Annotated in this window: 10 protein-coding genes; 5 read left to right on the top strand and 5 right to left on the bottom strand. The window is 42.4% G+C overall.

Annotated features, from left to right (window positions below):
- Positions 1 to 26: 26 nt before the first annotated feature.
- On the top strand, positions 27 to 1,937 hold the full coding sequence (locus tag ACWNM1_RS05820) for a family 20 glycosylhydrolase (protein ID WP_449600263.1): 1,911 nt from the start codon (positions 27 to 29) through the stop codon (positions 1,935 to 1,937).
- A 452-nt stretch (positions 1,938 to 2,389) separates the two neighbouring features.
- Positions 2,390 to 10,948 (top strand): alpha-L-fucosidase, encoded by an 8,559-nt coding sequence (locus ACWNM1_RS05815; protein ID WP_449600262.1) that lies wholly within the window; start codon positions 2,390 to 2,392, stop codon positions 10,946 to 10,948.
- A gap of 158 nt (positions 10,949 to 11,106) precedes the next feature.
- Here the strand turns inward: ACWNM1_RS05815 and ACWNM1_RS05810 are convergent, their stop codons facing one another.
- The 3 genes from ACWNM1_RS05810 to ACWNM1_RS05800 all read right to left on the bottom strand — a co-directional run bounded on the left by ACWNM1_RS05810 (position 11,107) and on the right by ACWNM1_RS05800 (position 13,537).
- Positions 11,107 to 12,309 (bottom strand): MFS transporter, encoded by a 1,203-nt coding sequence (locus ACWNM1_RS05810; protein WP_449600261.1) that lies wholly within the window; start codon positions 12,307 to 12,309, stop codon positions 11,107 to 11,109.
- A gap of 24 nt (positions 12,310 to 12,333) precedes the next feature.
- On the bottom strand, positions 12,334 to 12,924 hold the full coding sequence (locus ACWNM1_RS05805; protein WP_449600260.1) for a TetR/AcrR family transcriptional regulator: 591 nt from the start codon (positions 12,922 to 12,924) through the stop codon (positions 12,334 to 12,336).
- Positions 12,925 to 13,171: 247 nt separating this feature from the next.
- Positions 13,172 to 13,537, bottom strand: coding sequence for a VOC family protein (locus ACWNM1_RS05800; RefSeq protein ID WP_449600259.1), 366 nt, complete (start codon positions 13,535 to 13,537; stop codon positions 13,172 to 13,174).
- Positions 13,538 to 13,945: 408 nt separating this feature from the next.
- Between ACWNM1_RS05800 and ACWNM1_RS05795 the strand changes: the two genes are divergently transcribed.
- From ACWNM1_RS05795 to ACWNM1_RS05785, 3 genes are all read left to right on the top strand, one after another.
- Positions 13,946 to 14,593: a hypothetical protein gene (locus ACWNM1_RS05795; protein ID WP_042186601.1), complete on the top strand. Its 648-nt coding sequence runs from the start codon at positions 13,946 to 13,948 to the stop codon at positions 14,591 to 14,593.
- Positions 14,594 to 14,919: 326 nt separating this feature from the next.
- Positions 14,920 to 15,729: an acyltransferase domain-containing protein gene (locus ACWNM1_RS05790; protein WP_449600258.1), complete on the top strand. Its 810-nt coding sequence runs from the start codon at positions 14,920 to 14,922 to the stop codon at positions 15,727 to 15,729.
- A gap of 266 nt (positions 15,730 to 15,995) precedes the next feature.
- Positions 15,996 to 17,234 carry an RICIN domain-containing protein gene (locus ACWNM1_RS05785; protein ID WP_449600257.1) on the top strand — a complete coding sequence of 413 codons (1,239 nt, stop codon included), beginning with the start codon at positions 15,996 to 15,998 and terminating at the stop codon, positions 17,232 to 17,234.
- A 111-nt stretch (positions 17,235 to 17,345) separates the two neighbouring features.
- Here ACWNM1_RS05785 and ACWNM1_RS05780 read toward each other — a convergent pair whose 3' ends face one another.
- Together ACWNM1_RS05780 and coaA are read right to left on the bottom strand one after the other, a co-directional pair.
- Positions 17,346 to 18,371: a glycosyltransferase family 8 protein gene (locus tag ACWNM1_RS05780; protein WP_449600256.1), complete on the bottom strand. Its 1,026-nt coding sequence runs from the start codon at positions 18,369 to 18,371 to the stop codon at positions 17,346 to 17,348.
- Positions 18,372 to 18,534: 163 nt separating this feature from the next.
- Positions 18,535 to 19,470 carry a type I pantothenate kinase gene (gene coaA, locus ACWNM1_RS05775; RefSeq protein ID WP_449600255.1) on the bottom strand — a complete coding sequence of 312 codons (936 nt, stop codon included), beginning with the start codon at positions 19,468 to 19,470 and terminating at the stop codon, positions 18,535 to 18,537.
- Positions 19,471 to 19,512: the final 42 nt, after the last annotated feature.

Raw genomic sequence — 19,512 nt, 5'->3', positions numbered from 1 at the left:
ATTTCATTCATGTGGAGGGATTGATAGTGAAGTTACATTTTATGGGGGAATTGAGCGAGCTTCAATCAGGGCTTCAGTTGCTGCTTACCGAACTTAAGTCAGAATTGTCGGAGGACGGAATTCCCGTGTGGATAGAATCGTCTTCAGGAAAACTGGAAGTTGGCTATGATGGTAAAAGCGCTTATATTCGTTACGGCGCTAAACATCAATTTTTCCGCGGCTTGGGATTGTTGATTCAGAAGTTTAGTGGCGGAGAGAAGTTTCAAATTATAGAGCAACAACAATTCGATGCGATTGGTCCGATGTTTGATTTGTCGCGCAATGGAGTGCTGACCGTTGAAAGTTTCAAGTTTATGCTGCGCAAAATGGCGCTGATGGGCTTGAATAGCGTCATGCTCTATTTGGAAGACACTTACGAGATAGAAGATGAGCCTTATTTCGGCTATATGCGCGGCCGCTACTCTGTTGCGGAGTTGAAGGAAATCGACGATTACGCCGATCAATTCGGCATTGAAGCATTCCCGAGCATTCAGACACTGGCTCATTTAGAGGAGTTTCTGAAATGGGAGCCGGTAAAGGAATATAAAGATACAAAAGGCGCGTTGCTAGTTGGAGCGGAGAAGACCGATCTTCTGGTCGAAAATATGATTGTCAGTATTAGCTCGCCGTTCCGCAGCCGGAAAATCCACATCGGGATGGATGAAGCGGAAGAGCTTGGACGAGGTAAATTTTTGGATCGCAATGGACATATAAGCCGTTTTGATATTATGACAGGTCATCTGGAGCGGGTGCTTACAGTAACGCGACGCTTAGGATTAAAACCGATGATGTGGAGCGATATGTTCCTGAAGCTGGCTTCAGCTAACGGTGAAGATTATTACGGCCATGAGACGCAGATATCAGAGGAAATGTCGAGCCGCATTCCTAAGGATATAGATATGGTTTACTGGGACTATAACCACGTCGAGGAGAAGGACTACGAAACATTGATCGCTAAACACCGGCCGCTCGGCAATAATCTTATTTTTGCGGGTGCGGTGTGGGTATTCAATACATTCGGCGTCAATTATGGGCTATCCTTGCCGGCGACCGATGCAGCACTGACGGTATGCAAGAAGGAAGGCATCCGGGAAGTTTATGCGACGATGTGGGGTGACGACGGGATGGAGAGCAATCCGTACATCGCTTTGCTCGGCTTGCAGTTTTATGCGGAGCATGCTTATTCTTCGTCGACGCCGACTGACAAGGCGCTGGCCGAGCGCGTTCGGTTCTGCACCGGCATCGAAGCGGATGCTTACATGGGACTGAAGTATTTGGACGAGACACCGGGAGCTGCGCCAAATAATCAGAAGCAGAGCAATCCGTCTAAGTTTCTGTTGTATCAGGATGTACTGCTGGGGCTGTTCGACAAACAGATTGATGGGCTAGATATGGCGGCTCATTATGCATGGACTGAAGGCGAAATTGCTAGCCGCAGAAAAGCCGAGGCAGAGCTAGATTACTTGTTCGAGGTGCCGCAAAAGCTGTGTGCGGTGCTGAAGCAGAAGAGCGAAATCGGTCTTGAGCTGAAGCGGGCTTATGACAGTGGAGACAAGGCAGTGCTTAGGCGGATTGCAGAGGATGTTTTGCCCGAAATCTCGCTGAGTGTGCAACAGCTTCGCGCCGCACACCGGAAGCAATGGCTATCGATGTTCAAACCGTTCGGCTGGGAGGTACTCGATATTCGTTACGGCGGTGTCGTAAGCCGGCTGGATACAGCGAGCATGAGGCTGTTAGAATATGCGGACGGAAAGCTCGAACGGATCGAGGAGCTGGAGCAGGAACGATTGCTGTATAGCACGACGAACCGTTTCACCGACAAAGGTGCAGGCTGGTGCAGCTATTATTACCGGATGGCGTCGCCTAATGTCTTTTTCCATGTGATCAATCCATTCTAGGTTGAAGAATTATAGAATAAGAAGATAGATAGAGGACAGCTGAATGTGGCTGAGGGTTTTCAGCATTAACGGATTATGTCTGGACAAGAGAAAGTGCTTTTGACTCTTATTCTATTTGTCAAGGGTTCGAGCCCCTAAGAGTTCATCTTAAAGAAACGGCAGAGATGCCGTTTTTTTTGTTGTGCAAGTAAATACAGGCCATCTCTTGATGGAGAAGGGCCTGCGCCCTAGGAATTGACCCATTTTAACCTTACTTGATACACTCCTAACCTTCATCAAAAGAAAGTACCAGAAACAAAAGAAATTACAATATACCATGTAATAAATACTTCAAGTGATAGTGAAATCACAAAAAAATACAAATAGTGCTATATATTTTCCAAATTGAACCATTTCTTCTATGGTAATATGAAAGCGCTTACTAAACATTTTATAAACATGGAGGTTTCGCAATGAAGAAAGCACCACAGAAAGTAGTTGGCAAAAATACAAGGAGACAAATTACAAACAAGATTGCCCTAGTTGTAGCTTTTACGATGCTATTTTCTACCTTTTTTCAAAGTTATCCAGCGGCAGTATATGCTGCTGAGCCTGATGATTATGAGCCTACTTGGGAATCAGTAGGAGAGCATGATCCGGCGCCTGAATGGTTTCAGGATGCGAAGTTTGGAATTTATGCTCATTGGGGAGCTTACAGTGTACCAGCATATTCTAGTGAGTGGTACCCGAAATACATGTTTGAAGATGGGTCAAAAGAAAGATCTCATCATGAAAATGTGTATGGTAATCCACAGGTCTGGCCATATCACAATTTTATTGAAGGCGCTTCCGATAAGGAAGGTAACAGGAAACAATTTATGCCTGTATTGAAATCAGAGGGAGGACAATTTGATCCTGAGGAATGGGCGGAGCTCTTTAAAAATGCTGGAGCGCGTTTCGCAGGACCTGTCGCAGAGCATCATGATGGCTACTCGATGTGGGATAGCGAGGTTAATGAATGGAACACAGTCGATAAGGGACCAGGCATTGATATTGTACGTTTACTGACAGATGCTATTCGTGGCCAAGGCATGAAAACTATTGTGAGCAATCATCATGCCTACAATTACAACGGCTTTTATAAGGCTGTGCCCCCACAAGAAGATCCAAGCCTGCAAAAATTGTATGGACAATTGCCGAAGGAGGAACTCGATCAGCTTTGGTATGATAAGCTGAATGAGTTAGTGGTCAACTACGATCCGGATATTATTTGGCATGATTTTGACGTAAATAAGGTTGGCGAATCACAACGATTGAAGTTTTTATCTGAGTACTATAACCGCGCGAAGCAGCAAAATAAAGAAGTGGTGGTAACCTACAAAAGGCATGACCTTGATGCATTTCGTGATGGAGAGGTAATAGACTATGAACGAGGCGGTCCTGCAGATATTACTGACAATTACTGGTTGACAGATGACAGTGTCAGCTCTTCTAGCTGGTCTTATACTGATGGGATGTCTTATTACTCTTTACGAGCATTAATTCATTCCCTTATCGATCGAGTAAGTAAAAATGGCAACTTGCTATTGAATATCTCACCAATGGCCGATGGTTCAATTCCCCAAGAGCAGAAGGACATTCTAATGGGAATGGGACGCTGGCTAGAAAAATATGGCGAGGCGATCTATTCTACTCGTGCCTGGTCCACTTTTGGAGAAGGACCTACTCCGATGAACGGGGAAATATACGCTGAGCCGCACGAAGGAAACGAAAAGGATATTCGCTTTACAAGAAATAAAGCAGAGGATACGTTGTATGCGATTGGCTTAGGATGGCCGCAAGACAACAAAATGAAAATTTCGAAGCTTTCGAAGTATACTTTTGACACAGCTCAATTGAAAAAAGTGTCTTTAGTCGATGGAGAAGAACTGACATGGAAGCAGGATACAACAGGTCTAATGATCGATCTGCCCGCTACAATTCCTGCGGAATCAGCTCAAGCATATGCTGTTAAGCTGGAATTTGAGCAGCAGATTCCGGAGTATAAGGATCCGAACCGTAATATTTTTTATCAAACAGACGCAACTGATTTTTCCTTTGCAACAGGTAAAGTAGAGGAGCAAATGGACAATGAATCATGGCAAAAGAATCTAGGCAATATTTATGGAGGAGATCATGTTGTCTATAACAGGCGCGATTTTGGTGCCGGGGCAAAAAGCCTAACTGTAATGGCTTCTGCAATGAGCGAGATGACGATTGACTTCCGAATTGGAAGCCCGGATGGACCGAAGGTTGCTACCGCACAAGTGCCAAACACAGGAGACTGGAAAAACTATGTTAAAGTTGAGGCTAAGGTAGATTCCAGCATTACTGGCATACATGATTTATATGTGGTGTTCTCTGAAGGAGCTGGTCTTCGCTGGTTCCAATTCCAGCCGTCGACTGAATATGAAACAAGAAATGCATTCGATTGGAATATGGCTGCCAGCTTTAATGATGCAACAGGGAATATAAGAGTTGAAAATAGCTCTGAGGGCATCCAAAATCTTGCCTTTACTTCAAATGGCGATTATACGATCTACAAAAATATGGATTTCAAAGATGGTGCTAGAAAGCTATCTATACGTGCAGCAACGACAACTCCTATGAAGATTAATGTTTACATTGATGATCCGTCTGGAAGAAAAATTGCTTCAGTTAAAGTACCTAATACGGGGGACTGGCAGCAATACAAAACTATCGATGTTGAGCTGGACAGTATAGTGACAGGTATTCATGATGTATACCTGGAATTTTCAGATAGTGTAAATGTAGGCGGGTTTAAGTTCGAAGCGAAGTTCGATGATAGCTTACTTGTGGAGTTGATAGAGCGGGCTCTAGCTTTGAATGCAGTGCGCTACACTATGGAAAGCTGGATTGGACTGCAGCAAGCATTGGCTAAGGCTCAGACCATTCAAGCAAACGTGAATGCTACTCAAGATGAGATTGATGCAGCGATTATAGGATTAAAAGCAGCCATTGCTGGCCTTGTACGAGTAGAAACTGGTGGTCCTAATGAAGAATTCCGTGGGGTGCATTCTGACACACCAGCCTCGCATTGGAAGGACGGAATGGTTAGTGGTAACGGATTGCTAGGTGTAGTTAGCTACGGTGATCCTTTAGATGAGCGTTTCATTTATCAAAATACGAAATTCAATTTGCCGAATGATGGTGTTCGTGAGGCACCAGACATTAGCAGTGTCCTAAACGAAGTGCAGCGTTTAACTTTGGAAGGACGTGGCAAGGAAGCAGCTTCGAAGGCTAGTGAAGCCGCAAGTGGATGGTTGCGTGAAACATCCGGCAATCCGAATGCAAACTGGGAAATTGTGCATACCTATTCCTTCCATCCTGGCTATGAGGCGAAGCTGAATGTGGAGTCGGAAGGTCAGCGCAACAACTATGATCGTTGGACTAATTATGAGACTGGAGAAATCGGTGCTCGTTGGTCTGATAGTCAAGGCGATTGGGCAAGAAAGACATTTGTATCTCGACCAGATAATGTAATCGTAACCTACATGGAAAATCCGACCGAAGCAACAAGCTTCGGCGCTTCAGTAAACATTAATGTGGAAGATCTCCCGAATTTCCAGAATACAGGAATTATCACTCAACAGGAAGTGGAGGCGACTGGAGACTATCTAGTATTAAAAGCGAAATATCCTCTTATGCCAAACTCACCGCTTGCAACTGGTGGTTATGCGGGAGTAACGAAGATTGTTACAGACGGTGCAAAGCGTGTATCTGGAAATGATGTACGTGTTGAAGGCGCAACATACATTGCATTGGTTACAACGCTGGATCGCCAGGAAAAAGACTTCGAGCTTGATCAAGCTGAGCTAGTTGATAGCTTGCTAGAGCAGGCCAATACATTCGTAGGAAAATATACGAATGCTGATACGTTTAATTATGAGTCTGCACTTGCACCGCATGCAACGGTTCAAGGCGAAATGATGAATCGTGTGAAGCTGAATTTGAATGGTGATTCTGCAGATCGTCAATTAACGAGTGATAAGCTTCTTCAAAAGCAATATGGCAGCCCGGATACGATCAATCTAGCATTAGCAGAGAAGGTGTTTGATTCTGGACGTTATGCGTATATTTCTGCAAGCGGCCACAACCCGCCTCGTCTAATGGGACTATGGACAGGAGAGTTCCAGCCACAATGGAGTGGAGATTTTACAACTGACGCCAACATCAACTTGCAAATTGCCGGTGGTAATATCGGCAATACACCAGAGGCGATGGAAAGCTATTTTAACCTAATTATGCGTGATATTGAAGATTGGGAAGTTAATGCTGAACGTATTTTTGGCATTAAAGATGCAATACTTGCACCGCCGAGAACGGATGGTGACGGAGCTCCATTAACTCACTTTACCGATAATGACAGCTTCCCGGGTCAATACTGGATTTCAGGAGCAAGTTGGTTGTTGTTCCCGTTCTATGAATATTACTTGACTTCCGGCAATCAGGAGATTCCTGATGGCAAAGGCGGCAAGCGTCCGGTACTAGATATTCTCTTTGAAAAATTGACAATGGTAGGCAACTTCTTCGATGGTTTGTTAACAGAAGAATTTGTCGATGAGAATGGTAATTTTATTATGGTACCGACTTATTCACCGGAAAATGTCCCTGCGAATCGCAATTCTACGATACAGCCGAACGCAACGATGGATATTGCGTCTACTAAGGATGCCCTGTTAATGCTGATCGAGGTTTCAGAGTTATTAGGAAATACTGATGATATTGCAAAATGGGAGCAACTGCTAAGTCGTTTACCTGAGTATAAGTATAATAGCAATGGCTCATTGAAGGAGTGGGCGATGGATGACTTAGAGGACCAAAATTATCATCGTCACATTAGTCATTTGTATCCTGCTTGGCCTGCATTAGAATCGAAACAAAATCCAGATAACAAACTAAATCAAGGTATTATAAAGGTGCTTGATAGTCGTGAGCAAATTGGTGGCGAGAGTGCTGCCCATGGTCTTGTTCATAAAGGACTTGTGGAAGCCCGCGTCAATCGTGCTGAAGGTGTATACGAATCTTTGCTGCCGTTATTCACGGATCGCTACTTGTTCACCAGCTTGCTGATGTCGCATAATGACTGGTGGAAGGCCGTTTATTGCACAGATGGTCCGATAACAATCCCTGCCATTATTATGGAGTCTCTGGCGTATACAGATGCCGACACAATCGAGCTGCTTCCAGCTCTGCCTGAGCAATGGGCAACGGGAGATATTTCAGGCATGCGTGCTAGAAATCAAACCGAGATCAAAACGTTGGAATGGGATCTAAATAACGGCATTATTAAAGTCGTTCTAAATTCCGATAAGACACAAACATTAATGTTATCTACACGATATGGCATCGATGAGATAGTAGTTTATGGCGCAGAGGTTAAGGAAGCACTTGATATGAATGCTCGTGAAATTTCGTTAACAGCAGGTGTTGATGCGGAAATTACAATCACATTACCAACTTTGGTTGCGGGTGCGCAAGTATTTACGAATGAAGCAACTGGAATGATGCTGTCGAGTGAGGCTACTGCAGCTGTAGATACTGATGCGATTCTTTCCGCTGGTGGCATCGATCCTATTCAAACATGGGAGCTTGTTCAAAACAGTGGCAATAATTACTTTATTTTAAACGGTAAATCAGGTAAAGCTTTGGATGTAGCAGATGAATCAAGCTCAGATTCTGCAGATATTATTCAATGGAGTCTGACTAAAAAAAATAATCAACAGTGGAAGGTAGAAGAGCAAGCGAACGGCTATTATGTGTTAATCAATCAATTAAGCGGTAAAGCTCTAACATCCATGGATGAAGAAGCTAATACTGCAATTCGCCAACGCAGCGTTAATCGCCAGGATGCACAACTTTGGCAAATGCTTCCTGTTGAGGATGGTACAGTACAGTTCATTAATAAGAAATCAGGCCTTTATCTAAAGCCAATGAGTAACTCAACATCAGATGGAGCAAAAATTGTCCAAAATGATGCATCTAAAGGTGTATCCAAGCGAGAGCTTTGGAATATTAAACCTGCAGGCTCAAATTCTTATCAGATTGCCAATGAACTGATGGGCCAGGTTTTAGAGGCTCGAGGCGAAGTAGTTAAACTAGGCGCTTGGAATAATGATGCTGAGCAAAAGTGGACATTAGAGCAACTAGATGACAATTCGTATAAAATCATAAATGCATCTAGTGGACTAGTATTACAAGCGAGTAAGCTGGCTATCGGTCAGGAGCTGCCCCTTGTATTAGGAGAATGGAAAGCTGCTAATCCTGTATCCTTGCAGAAGTGGTTTATGAGCACACAGCAGATTAAGCCTGAATTGCAAGATGGGCCTCAACTACTTTGGGGTGGAAATGTAGATTGGAAAGTGCAAGACGATAACGAGCTTACACTTGAAGTAGTTAACCTAGAGCAAGCAATTAGCAAGGCTGAATTAACAATTTCTTTTGATCCGGCGCTGCTGGAAGTTACCGGCATTACTTCAGCATCAAATGAAGCAGTTGATTGGAAGACTGTAAAAGAAGGAGAAATCCGTGTTGTCCTTGAAGGCGAGCTTCCAGCCAGTACAGAAGCGTCGAAGCTTTTAGTTGTCAAGGCAAAGAGTAAAGAGACTGAGCGGTCCTCAGCTAATATCTATGTCGAAAAGGTTGTATTCACAACTGCAAACGATGAGCAGCTATTAGCCTATGGCAACCAAGTATCACTTACACTTTATGCGGATGCAGCTAGCATTGTTGTAGTTGCAGAAGATGGAAAGACTACGATCGATAGAACAAACGGGACATTGCAATTATCGGCGATTGTTAAGCCCCTGAATGTACGTAATAAAGCTGTAGTATGGTCCGTAGAAAATGTAGAGTCATCTGACAAGACGATAGCTACAATTAGCAAAGACGGGTTGCTTAATGCCCTTAATAACGGACGAATTAAAGTAATCGCAAAGGCATTAGATCATCCAGAGATTACAGGAGAGCTGATCATTACAATTAGTAATGAGGTGGAGAAGCTGACTGGTACAGTGTTTGGATATGGAGCACCGTATTCCGGCTGTAACTCCTGCACTTACGACAAGATGTTTGATGGAGACATTAATACCTACTTTGACGCGAATGAAGCTAACGGTCAGTATGCTGGCATTGATTTGGGAGAGGGTAACGAGGCTCCTGTAAAATTAATTCGTTTCTATCCGCGAGAGGATAACGCTTATCGTATGAAAGGTGGTAAATTTCAAGGCTCGAATACATCTTCGACGGAAGGTTTCGAGGATATATATGTCATTCCATCCACACCTCCTTATGGCTGGAATGAAGTTGAGCTTGTAACTCCATCGCAGCCGTATCGTTATTTGCGTTACTTATCCCCAAATAGCGGTTATGGCAATGTGAATGAAATAGAGTTCTATGCGGTTCCAGTTATCGTTATCGAGAATGAGGAATTAAAGCATCTGAACGAAATAATTGATCAGTCTAAAGCTCGGTTATTGCAGACGATCGAGGGCAGCAAGCCAGGAGAATTCACGCCTGAAGCAAGAGCGGAATTGCAAGCTGCAATCGAAGCAGCTGAGCTAGTAGCTGGGCAGGAGGGAGCTGACAAGGAGACTATTATTGATATGATTGCAGTCCTGCAACAGGCGTTGACAGACTACAATGCATCCGAGATTGTAGGGCAGCCTGAGAAGGAAGCGAGCCTGGTAAACATAGCTGTGCTGGATGAGAATGGGCAGGAAGTAGCGCTTAGCCCAAGCTTTAATCCGTTGACAAAGCAATATGAAGCTGTCGTAGAAGATGATGCCGGGCATGTGACAGTTAGCGCAGCGACTTATGACTCCAAAGCAGTGGTGCAGCTAAAGCTAGCCGATCATATCATTGGCGAGTCGGGCAATACAGTAACTGAAAAGATTGAACTGACAGGTGCTGAAACCATGGTTACGCTCGAAGTTACGGCGCAGGATACTGCGATTACAGAACGCTATACTTTGAGCGTGAAGCGCAAAGAAAAGGAGATACCTGTCGTGATTACTGTTTCTGCGATTAGCAGTCTTCCAGATATTGGTGTAGCGTACGGTACAATGCAAACTGATCTTCCTCTGCCTCAACAAGTAGAGGTAACATTAAGTGATAATAGCAAGCACATCGTAAACATTTCGGCTTGGGATAACGGTACACCAAGCTACAACGCTACGACTGCTGGAACTTATTTGTTCAAAGGAGAACTTGCGTTGTCTGAGCAATGGAGCAATGCAAAGCAATTGCTGGCAGAAGTAAAGGTGATTGTTGCTCGCCAAAGTGACGGTGGAAATTCCGGGATAACTGATCCTGTAGCTACACCAAAACCAACACCAACGCCAACACCAACACCAGAAAAAGAAGAGACAAAGGATCCAACAGATCCGAAGAAACCTACGGATCCAAAGCAGCCGACAATTAGCTTTAAAGACATCGTTGGCCATTGGGCAGAGAATGCAATTATGCAAGCAACAGCGAAAGGAATTATTAAAGGCTATACAGATGAAACGTTCAGACCGAATATGTTAATAAACCGCGAACAATTTGTAGTAATGCTTGTGCGAGTATTACAGCCGGAGCAGCAGGCAGCTGGAACGGCCAAGTTTACAGATTCTAAAGAAATAAGCAGCTGGGCAAGTGATGCGATTGCTTATGCAAAGCAGATCGGAATTGTTAATGGATATGCAGATGGTAGTTTCCGACCGCAGGATGAAATTAGCCGTGCCGAAATGGTGACGCTTATTGTCAGGGTGCTTAATCTGTCTGATCAAGCGGAAGGCGTAGTAACAAAATTTGCGGATGATCAGGAAATCCCAGGTTGGGCTAAGCCATTTGTCGTGCTTGCAGTGCAGCACGGCATTGTGAAAGGTAAAAGCAACAATCTATTTGAGCCAAATGCGACAGCGACTAGAGCGGAAGCCATAATGATGCTGATGCGCATGCTGTCAAGCAATTCCCAACAGCAAAGTTAAGAAATATAGTGGGAATAGGATGTCCAAGAAGTCCTTAAAATGAAAGCAGTCGGAAAAACAACTCGTTTTTCCGACTGCTTTTTTTGTTGTGCTCCCTATTGTTGCAGGAATGTAGGAACGTAGCGAGGCTGTTTCTGTCCATATCTTCTTTATAATTGTTAGTTTACCAACCCACTAGTAGATTGTTTTTCTTTCCATACCATCGTAATTACAAGACCAATAAACATAATGACAGCCGCAAAGAGATACGGATAGTTGATGTTTACATCAAATAATACTCCGCCTAATGCAGGTCCGATGATATTACCAAGGCTAGTATAGGTTGAGTTCATGCCAGCGACAAAGCCTTGCTCTTTTTCAGCCGTTTTTGATAAATAGGTCGTTAATGCTGGACGGAGCAGGTCAAATGCGAGAAAGATGAAGCAGGTAACTAGCAGAACAGTTAAATAGTTATTGATCATGGTGGAGGCTACAGCTAAGGCTACGCCAGCAATTAAGCAGAGTTGAATGAGCTTTTTTTCACCGAGCTTATCTACCATTTTACCGAATAAAAAGACCTGCACAACCACCCCGAAGATTGAGCTTATTGTAATGATGGTTGCAATATCCCGTGGAGTGAAGCCAAATTTATGATCAGAAAAGAGGCTAAACACAGTTTCATATGCCGATAAGCCAAAGGCGAGGACAAACACTATAATAAACGCAATAATATATGCTGGATGAAACGAGCGTTTCAGATCGCTGATAAAGTTGGTGTCTTTTTTAAGTTTACTGATTTCCAAAAGCTGCTCTTTGGATAGTGGCTCTTTCAGAATAAATATCGACGAAATACAAGTGATTAAGGCGAAGCCAGCAGCAAAATAGAATGGAGCACGTATACCTAGTTCAGTAATAAATCCTCCGATTCCTGGGCCAATAATAAAACCAATACTAATGGCGGCAGAAACATAACCCATTGCCTTAGGTCTTTCCTCTACTGAGGTGATGTCCGCAACATAGGCAGTGACGGCAGGCATAATGAATGCACCAGCAATCCCTCCAAGAATTCTGGCGATATAAAGAACGGATACATGCGTGCCTAAACCAAAGATCAATTCCGATGCACTGAAGAGTATTAAGCCGATCACGATCATTTTTTTTCTGCCGTAAGTGTCAATCCATCGCCCTGCCAGAGGAGACATAAGTAGTTGAGCGAACGCAAATGCTGCTACAAGATACCCCATCGTTTTGCCTGACAAATGCATAATATTCATAAAGGATGGCATAACAGGGACGATTAGCCCAACGCCTAGAAAAACAATGAATATATTACTTAGTAGAATGAGTAAGACTGTTTTTTGTTCTTTTAATGGTTTCTTCATGAAGGAATACCTCTCTTTGTAAAATCACAGCTGTGAAATACCTCTCCAAAATACGGTCCATGAGGCATTTAGTTTTTCATTTAATCGTGTTTCATTATTTCCATACACAAGCTCTAGCATGATCGAATCTACTACACCTAAGAAAGCAAGTGTTGGGATCGAGGCTGCATCTTTCCTAATGACGTTGGCATCAATCCAAGTTTGGAATTTGCTTTCAAGGATAGGTTGAATCTTTTTCTCCGTGTCGATTACTTCTTCATCAATGGCTGTAGCAAGATGGGGCGGTGGAAAAAAAGAGATACGCAGCCAAAACTTTAACTGCTCGTTCTTTTGAAACATATCAATGACCAATTGCAGATATCCTAATAAATCTGTTTTAGGATTTTGAGTCCCTACCTTACTCAAATATTGTAGTTTCGATGAGATTTCTGTCTCTTTGGCATCTTGTAAAACTTGCAGGAAAAGATCATCCTTCCCTTTGAAATGGGCATAAAGAGATTGTTTTTTCATCCCGACTTGCTCAGCAATTTGAGACAAAGAAGCCCCCTCATATCCATGAGTTGTGAAACATTTCAAAGCAATGTCTTTAATTTCTTTACTTTTCAAAAAAATCACCTCGTTATTAACGAACGTTCGTCAGTTATACTAACAAAATTAATTGTTTTATGCAAATGAATATTGTTTCAAGAAAGTCTTCCCTTTTAACATATCCTTAATTCTTAAGCTGTTTGAAAAGACGACTGACCGAACTAAAGGAGCTGATCCTAACATATTAGCAGGTATAATCAAAAAAAAGAGGAGTGTCACCACAGCCATTTCATGGCTAATGGGACACTCCTCTTTTGGTTTGAAAAAAGCTAGCCTAGCTATGCTCCGCTAACTGTACCTCGAAGTCGTCTGGGTCCAGTATATATAAGAATCGCAGATGGGGATTTGGTGTGATCGGTCCGCGTGCGACGGGGATGCCTTGGCTTTTCAAATACTCTATGGCATCGTCGAGCGATGCCACTTCGAAACCAACAGAAACGCCGCATTCCGGCTTCAGTGCCGGATCACTACCCTGAATAAGCTCGATTTTGGGCTGATCCACCGTGCCTAACATAACAATTTGTTTTCCTCTACTCTCAAATCTGCGGTCAATGGAAAGCCCCAGAATCCGGTTATAAAAATCAAGGGAAGCCTCCAGATCGCGCACCCTAAGCGTTACCCAATTCATGCTCAACTTCATGATTGTAATGTCCTCCTCTAATCTAGTTCTATGAAAACGTCATTTCTTCTTAATTATACGCCTTCTTATTCACTAAAAGTTCGTAATATTGAACCTAAGTCACGAAGGAATACATAATTGTTAAACACTTACACAGGGGAAGCAAGGAAAGAAGCTTAAATTTTCGCTGCTGGTCAATGATAATGACGGCGAGGGACTTAGAGGCTGACCGGAATACAATAGTGGCATAGGCTCTTGGAAGGATGTTAATGCCTTCGGGGACCTTGTACCTGACCGATTAAGAGACTATTTCATAAGCGGCAGAGATGCTGTTTCTTTTTTTTCTCCTCAACTGGTAGGAATTTGTCTATTATTAAAGTGTCAGTTCAATTCGCTAGATGGTATGATAGGAGCGGGAGGGAATTTAAAATGACCAATGAGATAACAAATGAGAACGAAGAAACATTAAACGAGAACGAAGAAATAACCAATGATCCAGAAATGTCTGAGGAGGATATGAATAAGCTGGTGATGGCTGTTCATCATAACGGTCTCGTAGCTTTGAGAGTGCACTTTCAAGACGTTGAAGGACAAGTGTTGAATATGGAGGCCTACGGCCCGGTTTTTGTTTTTCACGTAAAGTCTGAGTTAGACCATGTCTATTCTTGTGGCTTTTTTCTGCGTGAATTGATTGCAAGATTCCAATCGGGTAAGGATCCTGCAGCATGGATGGCTTCATTCTTTGTTGATCTGATGAAGATTGAGGGAGGCAAAACGCTTCCAAAACCGCCTTCAAGTGAAGAAGAAGCTAAAGCGATCATAGACAATGTGTTAGTTCCGCAATGTATTAAAGAAATCACCGAAGAATTTGCGCCAGAGGATGTACACGTTGGCCTAGCTTGGAATGAAAAACTTGGTCCGGTCTTCGAGGCTGGATTTCCAGCGATAAGCGATGGGAATAACGTGTGTGCGTTCCCATTGCATTTATTGTTAACCCACTTGCAATTAAATCGGGATCCTTCCGAGCTGCTTGTTCAAGGCATGTATAACATTCGTAAGGAACATGGATTGGAGTAAAACAGGCTCTGAGCCCTGGCCATCCATAACACAAAGAAGTGGCAGAAATGCCGCTTCTTTGTTGTATTTTATGAGAAGAATATTAGTCATAGTGAAATGGAAGGGCACAGATAATTTTAAACAATATCTGAAAGCTTGGTTGCAGTGGATAAATGATCATTGAAGTAGGTTGTTACCGTCTTTATAATCAAATTATCCGAACCGGATGCAGGCACATGCCCTTGAGCAGAAGCGAAGAATCAAGCTCCAAATCTAGATCACTATTCACGAAATGCTTTTGTAAAGTGGGGTTACAGGCATTCCATAAGAACTGAGGAGGTTTTTTAGTGAACATCAGAGCATTGTGTGAAGGGATAAAGCTTGATCCAGCGGCTAGACAGCAGGTTTATGAGTTTCAGATGAAAGAGGACGAATATCTAGTTTATAAACAACATTTTTATTTTGACAGATTTTCTTTTTTTGAATCTGTGAAAGCATCGGAGGGCTATCGAAAGCTACTATTATATTTATTTGTGAGATTCGCAGTAGATGCTTATGAAGAGTATCGTATTCGTAACATTGAGGATGAGATCTATTATGATACATTCTCAGATATTCAGATCTGGTGCATGCAATGTCTACGTGATTACGGTGAATATGGTATTGAAGAATATAACTGGCTGCAAGAGCATGTTCAGCTTCGTTTATTTCGTTTGGGAAGAATGCAATTTCAACCTTTTGCGATGGACCGCGATTTAGTTGTTGATGGTTGTAAAGTCTTTATCAATCAAGTTGTGCTTAATGTGCACATTCCAGCGGGAGAGCCTTTATCCGTTCAAAGTGTCGAGGAATCCTTTCAGTTAGCCAGAGTTTTTTTTAGAGGTATAACTCCAGTGTTTATTTGTCATTCATGGCTGCTTGATCCGGAATTAAGTGAGATCTTGAACCCAGAATCGAACATTATTCAGTTTCAAAGTCGGTTCTACATTTATGAAGTCGATAAAAGTTCCAAGGAAGCAGAAGAAAGAATATTTAGTAAACTAAGTATGACCCCTCAAGAGTACGAAGAGAACACCCAACTGCAACGGCGTGCAAAAGCCTTTTTAATTGGAGGAGGCAAACTAGGAAGTGGCTATGGGATTAAAGTACATAAGTAAGGTTGAAATCTTGGCATATTACGGATAGAGAAGACGTACACTGCAAATGAAGTGATGCGTTAACCTGACTCTGGCTGTAATAGCTGGTTCTAGGGATAGCGTCTTATTTTATCCAAAAAACGAAACCGGTTTCAAATGTGCGAGCGCGCCGTGCAATGAAATCAATAAGATCAAAGAGGTGATTCCATTGGGCTGACTCTGGGCAGATATCGTCTTAAGCATTCCTGTGTCCTATAATTTTTTTCATTTATTAGGAGGAGACGACGATGTTGAGAAAAGGAAAAATGCTAAGTCTATTTCTGCTGTTCACACTCATGATTGCTCTAGTGCCTACTGGTCATTCAAGTGCAGCCTCGAACTGGAATCTGGTATGGAGCGATGAATTTGACGGGAATTCTCTGAATACTAATAATTGGTCGGCTGAAATCGGCACGGGTATCGACGGTTGGGGAAACCATGAGCTTCAGTATTATACCAGTCGTCCACAGAACCTGCAGGTAACAGGTGGCAATCTAGCAATAACAGCGCAAAAAGAATCGTATGGAGGAATGAATTACACCTCTGCACGGATCAAAACACAAGGACTCAAAAGTTTTACGTATGGGAAAATTGAAGCTAGAATCAAGGTGCCTTCGGGTCAAGGACTCTGGCCGGCATTTTGGATGCTTGGATCAAATATTGATACAGTAGGTTGGCCTAAATCCGGTGAAACAGACATTATGGAACGTGTGAACAATAATGCTTTTGTTAACGGGACGGTACACTGGGATGCCAATGGGCATGCCAGTTATGGTCAGGTTTCCGGTAATCTTGATTTCTCTCAGTACCATGTGTACAGCGTAGAATGGGATACGAATTATATTAAATGGTTTGTAGACGGCAACCAATATAATGCTTTTTATATCGAGAACGGAACTGGAAATACGGAAGAATTCCAGAAACCTTTTTTCATTCTGCTAAACCTTGCAGTGGGTGGGGATTGGCCTGGAGGACCAAACGGTTCAACTGCTTTCCCTGCACAAATGCTGGTTGATTACGTACGTGTGTATCAGACTACGCCTAACTCAAGCATCGTGAGTGGCGGGATTTATACTTTGGCTGATAAGGCTAGTGGTAAGGTTCTCGACGTTGTAGATGTATCTACAGCAAACGGGGCAAAGATGCAGCAATGGACCAATTACACAGCCAATAATCAGAAATTCAAGGTGGAAAGTACGGGAGACGGCTACTATAAGCTGACAGCAGTGCATAGTGGAAAAGTGTTGGATGTGCCGAACTCATCAACCGCCAGCGGCGTACAGTTGCAGCAGTGGGATGACAATGGTACCAACGCTCAGCGCTGGAGCATTGTAGATGTAGGGGGTGGATACTACAAACTAATTTCTAAAGTGAGTGGATTAGCTATGGATGTAAACGGAGCCTCAACGGCAGACGGCGCAGCGGTTCAGCAGTGGACGGATAATGGAAGCGATGCTCAGAAATGGTTTTTTACTAAAGTGAACTAAAGAATCTATTATACGATCATATTTAAGAAAAACGGCAGAGATGCCGTTTTTCAGAATGACGAGAAACCCAAATCACTGGATGGCCTTGGGTTTCTCGAGATCCTGCAGCTCCTATCTAATAGGGGCTGTTTTTTTACGTTTAATACGTCGTTGATATTGAATTCTTGTGTTGATTACTGTCCCTTTTCTTCTCCTAATCGTTCTAATTAGTTTCAATTGAAACAGCGAAAGGGGTGAGATTCTTGTGCGTATAATTTTAATTCTACGTTTATAAATGATTCGTCTATTACTTTTTCGTATGAACCGCCGCTTAACATAGCTGACCTTCCGTCTTCTTCGTTTTAATTTGGCTTTAAAAGCTCTCCAAGGAGTTAGATTTAGGAACTTACGATATAGCGCAAATCCTGAGGAATCTTTATTCCAGCATTTCTCATCCCCGGCAAAATGGACGATTTTATTATTGTAGTCATGATCTGGGATGGCCATGTTAAATGAATTAAAACGGATATCGAGAGGGAGGTAATTTGCTCCGAAAACTGCATTTAGAACATCCTGGTCAGGCATGGTGACATCAGGGAAAGTGCGCAAAAAGTTCAGCATCTCTTGGTACCAGTTCGTATTCTGGCGGATATTATTCAAAGCAAATACGATCACTCCAGAATTAAAATAAATCTCAGGATTAAGCCCTTTGGCGCTCACAATAGGTGCAACATCCATAATGCCCTGATCCCAAATCGCCCCTAAATACTTTTCGTTCAGCTCGACCTGCCACAGCTCCGCGATGTCTATGTTTACCAATACATCACAATCCAGATAAATAATTTTGTCAGCAGGAATTAACGCGGGAAGCAGCAATCGGTACATACTTGCATGTGTCCACATATCGATAGAATTAATATTGGCAAGAACCTGGAGCATATCTTCGGGCAAAGTAATCGAATAAAAGCTAATCGTATGCTGATGTTTAATGGTTAATCTGCTGAGCTTTCGCTTGTTAACTTCGGTTAAAGAGGCATCATGTAAAATATGAACATGGATTGGGGAACTTGTATGATGAAAAACTGACGCTAAAACGACACCGGCATGCTCTACATATTTTCCATCCTTATCTTGAAAAGCCAAGGCAATTTCGATCATTTGATTTATCCTCTCTCTACATTAATGTACGAATGTACCACAGTATACGTTTGCCCTGGCGAGAGGATAATGGCATTACACCTACGATATTCACCCAATTTTTTGTGCACATAAAAAAAACCAAGCTCTGCAAATTAGAGGCTTGGTTTGTGAGAGCACTTATTTATTTTCGCAGCTTAATGCGATCTATGTGATGATTGTTATTCTTAAATAGTATAAGATCTGCACGATTTCTCGTAGGCAAAATATTGTGTATCAAATTTTCAAAATTGATTTCTTTCCATATTCTTTTCGAGATCTCGATAGATTCTTCTAGTGATAACTGTGCATATTTTTTAAAATAAGATTGCTCATCTTGGAAGGCGGTATCTCTCAGCTTAATAAACCGGTCAATATACCATTTCTCAATATTATTCACATCAGCATCCACATAAATTGAAAAATCAAAGAAATCAGATACAAAATAGTTTGGCATACTTTGATTAATTGTCAAATTAGTCTGAAGAACATTTAATCCTTCAACAATTAGGATGTCCGGGTTCTCGATCGTAATAAATTCATTTGGCACGATATCATAAGTTAAATGCGAATATACAGGGCTTTGAACACCCGATACACCAGACTTCACTTGAGTTAAAAATGAAATTAAACTACGTGTGTCATAGCTTTCAGGAAATCCCTTTTTCTTCATGATTCCACGCTTTTCCAGCTCAGCATTGGGAAGTAGGAACCCGTCAGTAGTAACTAAATCTACTTTTGGATGAGAAGGTAATTGAGAGAGGAGCTTCTGAAGAAGTCTAGCGGTTGTACTCTTGCCAACAGCGACACTTCCGGCGATGCCTATGATAAATGGACCTCTTTTAAGATCGTTATTAAGAAAGTGATTTATAGAATCTTTAAATGTATGAGAGGCTTGAAGCTGCAAATGTATCAATTGGGACATAGGAAGATAGACCTCATTTACATCCTCAATCGAAATTTTATCGTTGATACTTTGGATATCGCTAAGCTCTTCTTCTGATAATTGGATAGCAGTAAAATCGCTTAATTTTTTCCAATCCTCACGTAAATAAAGTGTATATGCTGAATTATTCACCATTAAAGTTTCCACATCCCTGATTTTTTTAAAGATTCACCTGCA

The sequence above is a fragment of the Paenibacillus sp. Marseille-Q9583 genome, assembly GCF_976954365.1.
This window is presented reverse-complemented; position numbering and strand designations above follow the sequence as displayed.

Bases quoted from the DNA above. Each gene is read 5' to 3' on its own strand.
- ACWNM1_RS05800 (WP_449600259.1), bottom strand. From the start codon at position 13,537: ATGAAGTTGAGCATGAATTGGGTAACGCTTAGGGTGCGCGATCTGGAG.
- ACWNM1_RS05815 (WP_449600262.1), top strand. From the start codon at position 2,390: ATGAAGAAAGCACCACAGAAAGTAGTTGGCAAAAATACAAGGAGACAA.
- ACWNM1_RS05795 (WP_042186601.1), top strand. From the start codon at position 13,946: ATGACCAATGAGATAACAAATGAGAACGAAGAAACATTAAACGAGAAC.
- ACWNM1_RS05780 (WP_449600256.1), bottom strand. From the start codon at position 18,371: ATGATCGAAATTGCCTTGGCTTTTCAAGATAAGGATGGAAAATATGTA.
- ACWNM1_RS05785 (WP_449600257.1), top strand. From the start codon at position 15,996: ATGTTGAGAAAAGGAAAAATGCTAAGTCTATTTCTGCTGTTCACACTC.
- coaA (WP_449600255.1), bottom strand. From the start codon at position 19,470: ATGGTGAATAATTCAGCATATACACTTTATTTACGTGAGGATTGGAAA.
- ACWNM1_RS05810 (WP_449600261.1), bottom strand. From the start codon at position 12,309: ATGAAGAAACCATTAAAAGAACAAAAAACAGTCTTACTCATTCTACTA.